This is a genomic window from Sphingobacterium sp. GVS05A (assembly GCF_019969845.1).
GTDB lineage: Bacteria > Bacteroidota > Bacteroidia > Sphingobacteriales > Sphingobacteriaceae > Sphingobacterium.
In genome coordinates this window covers 707,229-720,967 of the sequence record NZ_JAHXYR010000002.1, presented here as the reverse complement: position 1 = coordinate 720,967, position 13,739 = coordinate 707,229, and the positions used below count along the sequence as shown (strand labels likewise).

At 40.9% G+C, this 13,739-nt stretch carries 8 protein-coding genes, 1 tRNA gene and 2 rRNA genes; 6 read left to right on the top strand and 5 right to left on the bottom strand.

The annotated features are described in order from the left end of the window. The first annotated feature begins 1 nt into the window (after window position 1). From LC454_RS07740 to LC454_RS07725, 4 genes are all read left to right on the top strand, one after another. Window positions 2-75, top strand: a tRNA-Ala gene (locus LC454_RS07740). 277 nt (window positions 76-352) lie between these two features. Beyond that, window positions 353-3,234: ribosomal RNA gene (locus LC454_RS07735) — 23S ribosomal RNA — on the top strand. Between the two features lie 158 nt (window positions 3,235-3,392). Next, window positions 3,393-3,504: ribosomal RNA gene (rrf, locus tag LC454_RS07730) — 5S ribosomal RNA — on the top strand. Window positions 3,505-3,685: 181 nt separating this feature from the next. Beyond that, window positions 3,686-4,627, top strand: coding sequence for a TIGR01212 family radical SAM protein (locus tag LC454_RS07725; RefSeq protein ID WP_223581211.1), 942 nt, complete (start codon window positions 3,686-3,688; stop codon window positions 4,625-4,627). A 139-nt stretch (window positions 4,628-4,766) separates the two neighbouring features. Here the strand turns inward: LC454_RS07725 and LC454_RS07720 are convergent, their stop codons facing one another. Both LC454_RS07720 and LC454_RS07715 read right to left on the bottom strand, forming a co-directional pair. Next, a complete protein-coding gene (locus LC454_RS07720; RefSeq protein ID WP_223581210.1) occupies window positions 4,767-5,234 on the bottom strand; it encodes a nucleoside triphosphate pyrophosphohydrolase family protein in 468 nt (155 codons plus the stop codon). A gap of 105 nt (window positions 5,235-5,339) precedes the next feature. Beyond that, on the bottom strand, window positions 5,340-6,989 hold the full coding sequence (locus LC454_RS07715; protein WP_223581209.1) for a pseudouridine synthase: 1,650 nt from the start codon (window positions 6,987-6,989) through the stop codon (window positions 5,340-5,342). 243 nt (window positions 6,990-7,232) lie between these two features. On the opposite strand from LC454_RS07715, the gene LC454_RS07710 reads away from it, so the two are divergent. Then, window positions 7,233-8,045, top strand: coding sequence for a lytic transglycosylase domain-containing protein (locus LC454_RS07710; RefSeq protein WP_223581208.1), 813 nt, complete (start codon window positions 7,233-7,235; stop codon window positions 8,043-8,045). Between the two features lie 96 nt (window positions 8,046-8,141). Here the strand turns inward: LC454_RS07710 and LC454_RS07705 are convergent, their stop codons facing one another. Beyond that, window positions 8,142-8,792, bottom strand: a complete 651-nt coding sequence (locus tag LC454_RS07705) for a LolA family protein (protein ID WP_223581202.1) — start codon at window positions 8,790-8,792, stop codon at window positions 8,142-8,144. Between the two features lies 1 nt (window position 8,793). Beyond that, the gene (locus LC454_RS07700) at window positions 8,794-11,529 is read right to left on the bottom strand and encodes an FtsK/SpoIIIE family DNA translocase (RefSeq protein ID WP_223581201.1); all 2,736 of its coding nucleotides are present in this window, start codon (window positions 11,527-11,529) and stop codon (window positions 8,794-8,796) included. A 273-nt stretch (window positions 11,530-11,802) separates the two neighbouring features. On the opposite strand from LC454_RS07700, the gene LC454_RS07695 reads away from it, so the two are divergent. Beyond that, window positions 11,803-12,312: a GNAT family N-acetyltransferase gene (locus LC454_RS07695; RefSeq protein WP_223581199.1), complete on the top strand. Its 510-nt coding sequence runs from the start codon at window positions 11,803-11,805 to the stop codon at window positions 12,310-12,312. 139 nt (window positions 12,313-12,451) lie between these two features. Here the strand turns inward: LC454_RS07695 and tyrS are convergent, their stop codons facing one another. Next, window positions 12,452-13,732 carry a tyrosine--tRNA ligase gene (gene tyrS / locus LC454_RS07690; protein WP_223581197.1) on the bottom strand — a complete coding sequence of 427 codons (1,281 nt, stop codon included), beginning with the start codon at window positions 13,730-13,732 and terminating at the stop codon, window positions 12,452-12,454. Window positions 13,733-13,739: the final 7 nt, after the last annotated feature.

The window sequence follows — 13,739 nt, the reverse complement described above, 5'->3', positions numbered from 1 at the left end:
AGGGGAATTAGCTCAGCTGGCTAGAGCACCTGCCTTGCACGCAGGGGGTCAACGGTTCGAATCCGTTATTCTCCACGAGCTAGTATTGCGATATTAGTATTGAGAATTGTGATGATTTTATGGCGACATAAATTTACCCAATACCCGATACCCGATACCCAGTACTACCAAAGAGTTCTTTGACATATTGAAAGAGAAAAAAAATTACAAGAGAAGACAACAGTATAGAGACAATACTGATATGTGTTTGAAGTAAGGGAGAGACCCACGGTCCAGGCCGAACGATCCCGCACCTAGCATATTAGTATATATATCAAAAGCAGCCGCATAGTAGCAAAAGGCTATGCCGGTGAAGAAAGTAAATAAGGGCACACGGGGGATGCCTAGGCTCTCAGAGGCGAAGAAGGACGTGATAAGCTGCGATAAGCTTTGGGGATTGGCAAATGCGACTTGATCCAGAGATTTCCGAATGGGGCAACCTGACTATTTGAAGAATAGTCGTATAATACGCGAACGCGCTGAACTGAAACATCTAAGTAGGCGTAGGAGAAGAAAATAACAATGATTTCCCAAGTAGTGGCGAGCGAACGGGAAAGAGCCCAAACCGATTATGTTACGGCATAGTCGGGGTTGTAGGACCACGATATTGTACAATGCTATGAACTGGAAGCAGGTGGGAAACTGCGCGATAAGGGTGAGAGCCCCGTACAGGTAAAGAATATTGACATAGTGGTATCCTGAGTACCGCGGGACCGGAGAAATCCTGTGGGAATCCACCAGCACCATCTGGTAAGGCTAAATACTCCTGAGAGACCGATAGTGAACCAGTACCGTGAGGGAAAGGTGAAAAGAACCCCGAACAGGGGAGTGAAAAGAACCTGAAACCGTGTGCTTACAAGCGGTTGGAGCAGACAAGTTCTGTGACAGCGTGCCTTTTGCATAATGAGCCTACGAGTTACTCTTGTCTGGCAAGGTTAAGTCCTTCAGGGACGCAGCCGAAGCGAAAGCGAGTCTTAATAGGGCGCATAGTCAGATGAGGTAGACGCGAAACCTTGTGATCTACCCTTGGGCAGGTTGAAGTTGCAGTAACATGTAATGGAGGACCGAACCGATAAACGTTGAAAAGTTTCCGGATGACCTGAGGGTAGGGGTGAAAGGCCAATCAAACTGGGAAATAGCTCGTACTCCCCGAAATGTTTTTAGGAACAGCGTCGGCATTGAGTTTAATAGAGGTAGAGCTACCGATTGGGTGCGGGGGAGTCAAATCCTACCAAATCCAGACGAACTCCGAATGCTATTAAATATGGCCGGCAGTGAGGCTTTGGGTGCTAAGGTCCAAGGCCGAGAGGGAAAGAACCCAGACCATCAGCTAAGGTCCCCAAATTCGTTCTAAGTTGAACTAACGAGGTCCGGTTGCCCAGACAGCTAGGATGTTGGCTTGGAAGCAGCCATTCATTTAAAGAGTGCGTAACAGCTCACTAGTCGAGCGGCCGGGCGTGGATAATAAACGGGCATCAAGAACGGTACCGAAGCTATGGATTTGCATTGAAAGATATGCATCTGGTAGGGGAGCATTCCATATGGGGTGAAGATATCTGGTAATGGGTGTTGGACCGTATGGAAAAGCAAATGTAGGCATAAGTAACGATAAGGCGGGTGGGAAACCCGCCCACCGAAAGACCAAGGTTTCCTGATCAACGTTAATCGGATCAGGGTCAGTCGGGACCTAAGGCGCACCCGAAAGGGGCAAGCCGATGGACAACTGGTTAATATTCCAGTACTCTTCATAACTGCGATGTGGTGACGGAGTAGTGACACTGCCGCGAACTGACGGAATAGTTCGTTGAAAGGCGTAGGTATAGGGACGGTAGGCAAATCCGCCGACCCTGCTGAAACCCAATAGTACAGCAAAGCTTCGGTGGCGCTGATAGAGCAGGTAAACAGACTTCCAAGAAAACCCGCTAAGCTTCAGGTTATGAAGACCCGTACCGCAAACCGACACAGGTGGTCGAGGAGAGAATCCTAAGGTGCTCGAGTGAGTCATGGCTAAGGAACTCGGCAAAATGGCCCTGTAACTTCGGGAGAAGGGGCGCTGTCTCGCAAGAGCAGCCGCAGTGAAAAGGCCCAGGCGACTGTTTAACAAAAACATATGGCTTTGCAAAATCGCAAGATGAGGTATAAGGCCTGACACCTGCCCGGTGCTGGAAGGTTAAGAGGGGATGTCATCGTAAGAGAAGCATTGAATCGAAGCCCCAGTAAACGGCGGCCGTAACTATAACGGTCCTAAGGTAGCGAAATTCCTTGTCGGGTAAGTTCCGACCTGCACGAATGGTGTAACGATCTGGGCGCTGTCTCAGCCATGAGCTCGGTGAAATTGTGGTATCGGTGAAGACGCCGATTACCCGCAACGGGACGGAAAGACCCCATGCACCTTCACTATAGCTTAACATTGAGATTGGGTACAGGATGTGTAGGATAGGCGGGAGATGTTGAAGTGGCTTCGCCAGGAGTCATGGAATCAACCTTGAAATACCGCCCTTTCTGTATTCGGTTTCTAACTCCTTTATGAGGAGGACATTGTTTGGTGGGTAGTTTGACTGGGGTGGTCGCCTCCAAAAAGGTAACGGAGGCTTTCAAAGGTAAGCTCAGTACGCTTGGTAACCGTACGTGGAGTGCAATGGCATAAGCTTGCTTGACTGTGAGACCGACAAGTCGAACAGGGTCGAAAGACGGACATAGTGATCCGGTGGTTCTGTATGGAAGGGCCATCGCTCAAAGGATAAAAGGTACGCTGGGGATAACAGGCTGATCTCCCCCAAGAGCTCATATCGACGGGGAGGTTTGGCACCTCGATGTCGGCTCGTCACATCCTGGGGCTGGAGAAGGTCCCAAGGGTTGGGCTGTTCGCCCATTAAAGTGGCACGCGAGCTGGGTTCAGAACGTCGCGAGACAGTTCGGTCCCTATCTGTTGTGGGCGTTGGAAGTTTGAGTGGATCTGACCTTAGTACGAGAGGACCGGGTTGGACAGACCTCTGGTGAACCTGTTATGCCGCCAGGTGTACGGCAGGGTAGCTACGTCTGGAATAGATAAGCGCTGAAAGCATCTAAGTGCGAAACTAGCCACGAGATGAGACTTCCTTATAGGGTCGTAGAAGATGACTACGTTGATAGGCCATAGGTGTAAAGGTTGAGAGACCAAAGCCAAGTGGTACTAATAGCCCGAAGCTTTCTCATGCAGAGACACACTGTTGTCTTCCTCTTTAATTTTTGAAACAAAAGAAAGGAACCTCTTTCAATATATATGTCAATATAGTTTGAGCTATTTGATGGGTATTTTCCTAGAAAAGGAATCTAAATACTCATATCCAAATACCTGATACTATAAAAGATCTTTAGGTGCCTATATCGGCGGTGTCTACCTCTTCCCATTCCGAACAGAGCAGTCAAGCCCGCCAGAGCCGATGGTATTGCCGTAACAGGTGGGAGAGTAGGTCGGTGCCTTTTTTTACACAGAAGCCCTTGCTGGAAACAGTCAAGGGCTTCTTGCTTTTACATACTTCCCAAAAGATTCCGAAGAGCAATGGTGCCGCCAAGAGGAAAATGACAGAAGAATGGACGATGTTATAGTGCTTTGTTCCTGAGTAATAATCTATTTATGGTTTTTATTGAGTAACTTTGCGGCGCAATGGGTACATTATTGGATAACGGAATTAAGCCGTATAATCATTACGGCGCTTATTTGAAGCAAAAATATAACGGGCAGAAAGTATTTAAAGTGATTGTCGATGGCAATTTCACCTGTCCTAATAGAGATGGCAGCAAAGGCTATGGTGGGTGTACTTACTGTAATGTAGATTCTTTTACGCCCGATACGGCGCGAAAAATTCCTTCTATACGTGAGCAGGTGGAGTCAGGGATTGAACGCGCACGTAACAGCTATGGTGCAGAAAAATTTATTATTTACTTCCAACCCAATACCAATACGTACGCACCAACACATTTGCTGAAAATGATGTATGACGAGGCGTTAAGCATCGATCCTGAAAATACACTAGGTCTTTCTGTGGGTACACGCCCCGATTGTTTGGACTTTGAGAAAATTGCTTTGTTGGAATCTTATACCGATCGCTATGATGTAGATTTGGAAATGGGAATGGAATCGATTTTTAATGATACCTTGGAAAGGATCAATAGAGGTTGCTCGCACGATGAATTCATTAAGGCTATGGATATGTTAAAGGATACACCTTTAGAGCTTTGTGTGCATACTATTTTCGGATTTCCATGGGAGACGGAGGAGATGATGTTAAAATACGCTGACGAGATTAATCGGTTTCCACAGATTAAGTTCGTTAAATTGCACCATTTGCATATTGTAGAAGGCTCTATTATGGGTGTAAAATATAAGCGTGAACCTTTTGAATTGTTCTCTATGGAAGGCTATACGGACTTCCTGTCGAAATTTATACCACGTCTACGCCCTGATTTGATTATCCAACGTATTTTCGGTATTGCCGATAAGGAATTGTTGATCGCACCAAATTGGGGTTTACCCAAGTCTGGTATCCAGACTTATATTGACAAAGGTCTGGAAGCTCGGAAAGTCGTACAAGGTAGTCTCTTTTAATTTTATTATAGACTTACGATTGCAAAAGAGATAATTCATATAACCAATTCAATAAGAAGAATCGAATTGGTCAACCATAAAATAAATAGGGCTTCCAAAACGGAAGCCCTATTTATTTTATGGTATACTGTAAGTTAAATTATCCTTCGACAATGGATTTCAGATCTGCTGGAGAATAATTAACAGACTTGAGTGTTTTGTTGTCAGCTGTTCTAAAAACTAAAAATTTTCCATCAACTTCTTTATAGTAAGATTCTACTCCTTTAAGTTTGTAATGCTCTTGAGTAGCGACAGCCTCTGCTTCGTCATTGCAAGCCTTACTCATATTTGAACGTTGTACTTCATCAAAAAGTGCTGAAAATTTATCTTTTAAGCCAAATTCAAGAACTGCTCCAGCGAGGACGTATTGAATGTCACATAGGGCATCTGCAATTTCCACAAGATCTTTATCTTGGATAGCTTCTTCAAGCTCTTTTAATTCCTCAGCTATCAACGAAACCCGTAGTGCGCATCTTTGTTCAGAAGGAATTGTTGGTGTATCCAGGATCGGATGTTGGAATGTTTTATGGAATTCCGCTACAGATGAAAGTGTTTTTGGATCAGTCATATTCTTTTATTTTTTATACTCTTCTTATCTCAGGTGCAAATATAAAAAATAAAGGACGGTTAACTGAATGACCGTCCTTTATTTTATTTCTCAAATGAAATTTGATTAGATCAAATGTTTCAATTGAACAATTTCTCTTTCTTCTAAATATCTCCAACGTCCACGCGGCAAATCCTTTTTTGTCAAGTTAGCATATACAACACGATCTAACTTCACAACTTCATAACCAAGAGACTCGAAAATACGGCGTACGATACGATTTTTGCCAGAGTGGATCTGAATTCCTATCTCTCTTTTAGAACCGCCTTGTACATAGCTTAAATCATCCGGTTTGATTACGCCGTCTTCTAATTCAATACCAAAATTAATCTTGTTGAAATCTCCTTGAGTAAGACTCTTGTTAAGTTCTATATTGTATATTTTGCTGATGCTATTACGGGGGTGGGAAAGTTTTTCCGCAAGGTTACCATCGTTTGTCATCAAAAGTAATCCGGTTGTATTTCTGTCAAGACGACCAACTGGATAGATGCGTTCTTTGGTTGCTTTGGATACAAGTTCCATTACGGTATGACGTTCCTGAGGATCATCTGTCGTTGTAATGTAGTCTTTTGGTTTATTGAGTAAAACATAAACCATTTTCTCACGCTTTAAACGCTCGTTGTTGTAACGGATTTCGTCTGTAGCTGGATCAACTTTGGTACCTAATTCAGTAACAGCCTCACCATTTACCCATATTACCCCTGCAGCGATTAATTCGTCTGCTTTACGTCTTGAGCAAATACCTGCATTGGCAATATAACGGTTTAAACGTATTAAGCCGTCATCTTCTGCTGACGTTTCGGCTTTCTTCTTAGGACGTTTGGTGTATTGTTTATCGTCAAAACTCTTGTTTTCATCAAAGTTTCTGCTTCTATCCCCATCGAATTTTCTGTTAGATGGTTTATCAAAGCTTCTGCTACGATTGCTTGAGGAACGGTCATCCTTATCGAAACGCTTGTATGAATCTCTTTTATCAAAAGAGCCTTCTTTTTTGTCAAAAGATCTTGGTGAATCATTTCTGTCGGAGCGTTTGAAACTATCTCTTTTATCAAATGAACCATCTTTTCTGTCGAAAGATCTCGAAGAATCATTTCTATCGGAACGTTTGAAACTATCTCTTTTATCAAATGAACTTTCTTTTCTGTCGAAAGATCTTGATGAATCATTTCTGTCAGAGCGTTTGAAACTATCTCTTTTATCAAATGAACCTTCTTTTCTGTCGAAAGATCTCGAAGAATCATTTCTATCGGAACGCTTGAAGTTATCTCTTTTATCGAATGAACCTTCTCTTTTGTCGAAAGATCGAGAAGAGTCGTTTCTGTCAGAACGTTTGAAATTATCTTTTTTATCAAAAGAACGCTCAGATTTATCAAATTTGTTGAATGAATCTCTTTTGTCAGAGGATCTAGAAGAATCATTTTTATCAAATGAACGGCCACCTCTGTTGAAAGGCTTGTCTGCATTGTCTTTTGAACGGAAGGAGTTGTTTTCTCCTCTAAAGGATGGTTTGTCTGCGTATTTATTAGATCCAAATGATCTATTCTCGCGGTTGTCATCTTTTCTGAAAGAACCTCTTTCAGATTGATCCTTTGAACCAAAGGACGATTTTTTACCGAAACTATTATTCTTATCGCCTCTAGATTTGAAGCTATCTGAGTTGCCCCGTGACTTTCTGGAGTTGTCATCACGACTGTTCCTTTTATTGCTGAATGGCATTGTGTTTTGCTAAAATGTGAACTGCAAAGTTAGGTATAATTTTGGGTTTTGCGAAAAAATCCTTATCTTTTTGTCTTTTCTTGCATTTGGACAATTTGAACGTGGAAAAAATGCCCTTTAAAATAGCTGTAGCGTAACTATTTGTTTTTTAAATAAATACTGTTTATCTTTGTTCCCTTGAATTTGAACCAAGCTATTTTTTGATCGATTTGACTCGTGGATAGGATAGCATTAAGGGAGTGAATGATAAGAAAAAAAGTATTATGTAGTAGTTTGATTTTGTTTGCTTTATTGCTTTCAAAATTATACTCAACCCCACACAACAACACTTCTGACAGCGATAAGATCGCAGCAGCGAAGTTAGTCGAAATTCCAACTCATCATGGAGGCGACGAAGAGAAAAAAGAAAAAAGCAATTCTTTTGAATCTTACCTGAGTTCATTGACATTTGCTGAAGATTCATTACCAATGGATCGTCCATTAGTGGAAAGCAAATTGCGCAGGTTCTTCGGTAGATTTTCATTTAAAAAAACAGGATCGTATGATATGCATAAAAAGGCAGAGACCTATTTGCCTATGATCGCCAAGATCCTGAAATCACATGGTATTCCCGAAGATTTTAAGTACATCCCACTGGTTGAAAGTGGCCTGAGTAAGGCTGTCGTTTCGTCAAAAGGGGCGGGTGGTTATTGGCAATTTATGCCTGCAACAGCTCGTTTGTACGGCTTAAGGGTCAATGGCGCTGTTGATGATCGAAAAGATCTAGTGAAATCCACACATGCGGCAGCACGCTATTTAAAATACCTTTATGCTCAATTTGGTAATTGGACTTTGGTGGCCGCGGCATACAATGTTGGTGATGGTAGTTTAAAAGGTTCAATAAGAAGACAGAAGAAGGATGATTATTTTGCTTTGAAGCTGAACAATGAGACTGGATCTTACGTGTATAAATTGGTTTCAATGAAGGAGATTATCGAACATCCACAGAAACACGGTTATTCGCGTTATGCGGACAAAGAGACAGAGACGCTGGATAGAGAACCTAAAATGCTCTAGAAAGAACAAACAAAATAAAAAAGGATTTCCCATTTGGAAATCCTTTTTTTGTTAGTCTTATTTGGCCGGAGAGTCAATCTATCCGAACGGTAGATCTTATCTTAGGTCGACAATGTCAAATCCGCTGTAGTTGCTTTTATTAAAGGTAAAAAAGCTGGATGTAATGGCCTTGTTTCCTTCCTGTGCATTCAAAGTGTAAGTATAACGATTACCACTCTTATCAAAAATAGCTGTATCGTAGATCAAATTATTCGTTTTGTTGACCCGTAATTTGATTTTAGAATAGTTCTTTTTGCTGTCAATCGGTGTTAATTCCACAACACTTAAACTCATTCCTTTTACTTTTTCCGTACCCGCTAGTGCATATTTAAAGCCTGACGTATAGAATGAAAAAATATTTGTCGGGTTGATCTCATTCGTTGAGTTACTCGCCTCGGATATCTCGACTTCTTTTTCTGCTTTCATAATATTCCATTGTGTTTTGGAATCTGAAATTAGAATTTGATTTTTGGTATTGATATGGTATTTATTATTTGCCTTGTCAAGATACAAGGTGCCCGCATCTGAATGTGAACTTCCATTTGCTTGTTTTATGTCTAAGGTGAAACCGGCTTGTATAGTCTTATATCCATTATATTTTTGACTTACTTTGTTGAGTAATGCTTTTGCAGCATCATTTTGCGCATAGCTGTGTTGACTCAATGTGAGAAGCAACAGGCTTAGCAATAACCATAGTTGTTTTTTCATGTTAATTGTTTCTTAATGTCTCCAAATACTGTTCTAATGAATATTCATCTGGATAAAGAACTTCACGTGCTTTACTTCCTTCAAATGGGCCGACAATTCCGGCGGCTTCCAATTGATCGATGATTCTTCCAGCTCTATTATAACCCAGTTTCAATTTACGTTGGATTAAAGATGTAGAACCTTGTTGATGCATGACAATCAAACGAGCAGCGTCTTCAAACAATTGATCGCGATCTTTTGGATCAAAATCTACGCTACCTGAACCTTCTCCGTTTTCATCAACGTATTCTGGGAGCATAAATGCCGATGGATAACCACGTTGTGCTCCGATATAATCGGAGATCTGTTCAACTTCTGGTGTATCGACAAATGCACACTGAATACGTATCAAATCACTTCCAGTAGCCAGCAGCATATCCCCGCGGCCAATTAACTGATCTGCTCCGCCAGTATCTAAGATAGTTCGCGAATCTACTTTTGATAACACACGGAATGCAAGACGTGCTGGGAAGTTTGCTTTGATTGTACCTGTAATGATATTGACTGAAGGACGTTGGGTCGCAATGACCAAGTGAATTCCTACGGCACGGGCCAATTGGGCCAGTCGTGCAATAGGGGTTTCTACTTCTTTTCCGGCAGTCATCATCAAATCGGCAAACTCATCAACAATAAGAACGATATATGGTAAGAATCGGTGACCCTCCTCAGGGTTTAATCTGCGATTGATAAATTTTGCATTATATTCTTTTAAATTACGAACCTGTGCATTTTTTAACAGGTCATAACGCTGATCCATCTCGATACAAAGTGAGTTTAAGGTATTGATAACTTTTTTTGTGTCGGTAATGATCGCTTCCTCCTCATCGGGTAGTTTGGCCAAGAAATGACGTTCAACTTTTTTGAATAGGGAAAGTTCAACTTTTTTAGGATCGACAAGCACAAATTTGAGTTCAGCAGGATGCTTTTTATACAATAAAGACGTCAAAATCGCATTGATACCAACGGATTTACCCTGACCTGTGGCACCTGCAACCAGAAGGTGAGGCATCTTTGCTAAATCGGCAATATAGACCTCATTAGAAATTGTTTTTCCCAATGCAATTGGAAGATCCATATCTGTTTTTTGGAACTTTTCGGTAGCCAAAACAGATCGCATGGATACCATTTCTGGACTTGAGTTCGGTACTTCAATACCGATGGTTCCTTTACCCGGCATTGGTGCTATAATCCGAATTCCAAGTGCAGCAAGGCTTAAGGCAATGTCGTCTTCCAGATTTTTGATTTTTGATATCCGTACGCCGGGTTTCGGTATAATCTCGTATAGGGTAACCGTAGGGCCAATTGTGGCTTTTATACTTTCAATCTCAATGCTATAGTTTCTAAGTGTATCGACAATTTTGTTTTTGTTTGCTTCAAGTTCATGCTGATTGATGGTAATTTTACCACTTCCATAATCTCGTAATAGGTCGAGTGTAGGGTGTTGATAGCCCGATAAGTCCAATTTAGGGTCATATTGACCAAATTGGGCAACTAGATCGCTCGCTGTAATTTCTTTTTCTTCTTTAATATCCTCGACAACCAGACCAGGTACTATGGCAACTTCAACAGGGAGCTCTGGCTCGGGTTGAGGGGTAATTGTTATAGCGGGACTATAGTTTTCCTGAATACTTGGGCTATCTAGTTCTTCCGTATCTTCATCTGGTTGATCAATGGTGAAGCTAATGGAAGGCGTACTCTCCGTACGTTCCAGAGGGCTGTCATCAAAGGTGAGTACAACCTTGTCCTTCGGATCTATTTGTATCTCTGGTATGGGGTGATGTGAAAATGCAGGGCGCTCAAGCTCTTGTTGCGCGTCTTTCTCCCGACTGGATTGAAATCTTTCATTTATTGAAGTTGGTCGTTGGAAAGATTCTCTAACAGATTGTATAGAATCATCCTCTACATGAACTTTGGTTCTTAGGTTATTTCCAGTATAGGAATCTTCGCTGTCTTCATCTTCAAGCTCCTCGGATAAAGATTTGGGGTTTCGATTGCTGAACAATACAAATTTGAAATCCAAGTTGTATAATAGTATCAATGTTGTCAGGTATGCAAATGCTAAAATACAACCCACACCCACAATCCCAACCTGTGCTTCGAGCAGCTTATTGGTCCAAAAGCCAAATTTGCCTTCCAGCATATGCGGTGTATCTGCCATAAATCCATGTAAGAATCCCAATGTTACAGAAATAAAAACAATCGCCACAAATGAGTAAACAACAGTACGGTATAATGGAAGCAAGGATTTTTTAAATAATAGACGATAGCCCAAAATGAATAATACCGGAATAAAGAGGAAAGAGGCAACGCCAAACCATTCATACATAAATTGATTCGCCAGTAAAGCACCGAATTTCCCTAATTTATTGTCAACGACAGGTAGTTCGACAGCCTCATCGTGAATTTCTTCGGAGGAACTAAAAAGGGTTCCCCAACCGCCATTAGTTTTGGCGATATAACTTTGGTCATCTTCCCATGTAAAAAGATAAGAGACAAAAGCAGTGGCAAAAGCCAACGAAAGTACAATCAACAAAATCCCTAAAATTTTGACCGTCTTCTGTTGCGCATCTGAGTAATCCCTAGGGACACTGGTTGTTTGACTTTTTTCTTTTTTAAATGTTGCCGATTCTTTTGACGGGGCACGCTTGCCAGAAACTGAATTTCCTGCCTGCCTAAATGTATTTCCTTTATTTGACATTGAAAAGCTCACAATTATACTGCTTACAAACTTAGTTATTTTGATAGTATTTTGAAGATCATGAACACTATTATTTTAAGTTTGTAATTTTTTCATAAACGAATAATTTCAGATAGGCTATTAAATGAATAATAACAATTATAACTAGCAAATACTATGCCTTGAGAATAGATTTTTGGAAAGATTGAGCTAAGTGAATTAGAATATAGTGGTTTTGTCTGTCTTTTACGGTTAAAGTAAATTATGTAGTTTTACTGATCAAATTAAGGCATTATGAATAAGTTTCAGATACGAAAAGCGGAACAGGCAGATAAAGGAAGAATTTGGGAAATTATACAACAGGCAATCGCATTACGAAAGGAGCAAGGCAGTCGACAGTGGCAAGATGGTTATCCAAATGAAGATGTGGTACAGTCAGATATAGCGAAAGGCTATGGGCATGTCGTGGAGGTTGATGATAAAATCATCGGCTATGTTGCTATTATTTTTGATATCGAACCTGCTTATAATAATATTGATGGCAAATGGCTTAGTGATGGGGAATATGTGGGCATTCATCGTTTGGCCTCAGCTCAGGATCCGCATGTAAAAGGCGTTGGTACAGCCATCATGCAAGGGGTGGAAGAAATAGCGGTAAATAACGGGGTATATAGTATTAAAGTGGATACGAATTTTGATAATGGGGGGATGTTGCACGTATTTGATAAGTTAGGGTATCAATATTGTGGAGAAGTACATTTTCGAGGTGCTGCTCGTCGGGCTTTTGAAAAATTATTAAAATAAATGACTATAGCAGCAGGATCAATCTTACATGAGTTTAAAATGAGATCGATTTTATGACCGACTTTAATGACTATTTATAATAAATAAAAAATCCCTTTTTACACCGTAAAAAGGGATTTTTTATTGCCTAAACCTACGTTTATGCAATAATCAGATAGTAGTTTTTCTTACCTCTCTGTGCAATAATATATTTATTGTTCACCAAATTGCTTTCGGTGATCACTTGTTCAATATCTGTTACTTTTTCACGGTTGATAGAAACACCACCACCTTGGAGCATTTTACGTGCTTCGCCTTTTGAAGGGAAAACTTGTGTGTTGACAGCCAACAGATCGAGGATATTGATTCCTGCTTTTAAATCTTCTCTTGTTACCTGAAATTGTGGAATACCTTCAAATACTTCAAGGACAGCTTCGTGATCTAAATCGTTTAGAAATTCCAATGAGCCGTTGCCAAAAAGAAACTCAGAGGTTTTAATAGCAGTCTCATAAGCTTCTTCAGAATGGGTGCGAATGGTGATATCTTTTGCCAATGCTTTTTGGACAATACGCAAATGTGGTGCGGCATCGTGCTCTGCAATGATCGTCTCGATTTCTGCCTGCGGTTTAAGTGTAAAGATCTTAATCCAGCTTTTGGCATCGTCATCCGAGGTGTTTAACCAAAATTGATAATATTTATAGGGCGAAGTTTTCTTTGGATCTAACCAGACTGCCCCAGATTCTGTTTTTCCGAATTTTTGGCCATCTGCTTTTTTAATCAATTGTGTCGTAATGGCATAAGCTGTTCCCTGATCTTGACGACGAATCATTTCACTTCCTGTGACAATATTACCCCATTGATCAGATCCACCCATTTGTATTTTACAATTGTGGTGTTTCCACAGATAATAGAAATCGTAACCTTGAATCAATTGATAGGTGAATTCTGTAAATGATAGACCATTGTCTCCTTCTAAACGTTTTTTTACAGAATCCTTTGCCATCATATAGTTGACGGTAATCATTTTACCGATATCACGGATAAAGTCCAAAAAGCTGAAATCTTTGAACCAGTCGTAATTATTAACCATCTGGGCATCATTTTCACCTTCTCCAAATTCAAGAAATTTGCCTAACTGTTTTTTCAGACATGCAACATTATGTTGTAAGGTTGCTTCGTCAAGTAAGTTACGCTCTGCAGATTTGAAAGAAGGGTCTCCAATCATTCCTGTTGCGCCACCCACCAATGCTACTGGTTTATGCCCCGCATTTTGGAAATGGATCAAGGTCATGATTTGAGTTAAGTGTCCTACGTGTAGAGAGTCTCCTGTGGGATCAAAGCCGATATAGCCAGCGACTTTTTCTTTATTCAGTAAGTCTTCAGTTCCAGGCATAATATCTTGCAGCATGCCTCTCCAACGTAATTCTTCTACAAAGCTCATTGTTAAA

What these genes read in the sequence shown, in the direction of transcription:
- LC454_RS07725 (WP_223581211.1), top strand. Translation starts at nt 3,686, where the DNA reads ATGGGTACATTATTGGATAACGGAATTAAGCCGTATAATCATTACGGC.
- LC454_RS07720 (WP_223581210.1), bottom strand. Translation starts at nt 5,234, where the DNA reads ATGACTGATCCAAAAACACTTTCATCTGTAGCGGAATTCCATAAAACA.
- LC454_RS07715 (WP_223581209.1), bottom strand. Translation starts at nt 6,989, where the DNA reads ATGCCATTCAGCAATAAAAGGAACAGTCGTGATGACAACTCCAGAAAG.
- LC454_RS07710 (WP_223581208.1), top strand. Translation starts at nt 7,233, where the DNA reads ATGATAAGAAAAAAAGTATTATGTAGTAGTTTGATTTTGTTTGCTTTA.
- LC454_RS07705 (WP_223581202.1), bottom strand. Translation starts at nt 8,792, where the DNA reads ATGAAAAAACAACTATGGTTATTGCTAAGCCTGTTGCTTCTCACATTG.
- LC454_RS07700 (WP_223581201.1), bottom strand. Translation starts at nt 11,529, where the DNA reads ATGTCAAATAAAGGAAATACATTTAGGCAGGCAGGAAATTCAGTTTCT.
- LC454_RS07695 (WP_223581199.1), top strand. Translation starts at nt 11,803, where the DNA reads ATGAATAAGTTTCAGATACGAAAAGCGGAACAGGCAGATAAAGGAAGA.
- tyrS (WP_223581197.1), bottom strand. Translation starts at nt 13,732, where the DNA reads ATGAGCTTTGTAGAAGAATTACGTTGGAGAGGCATGCTGCAAGATATT.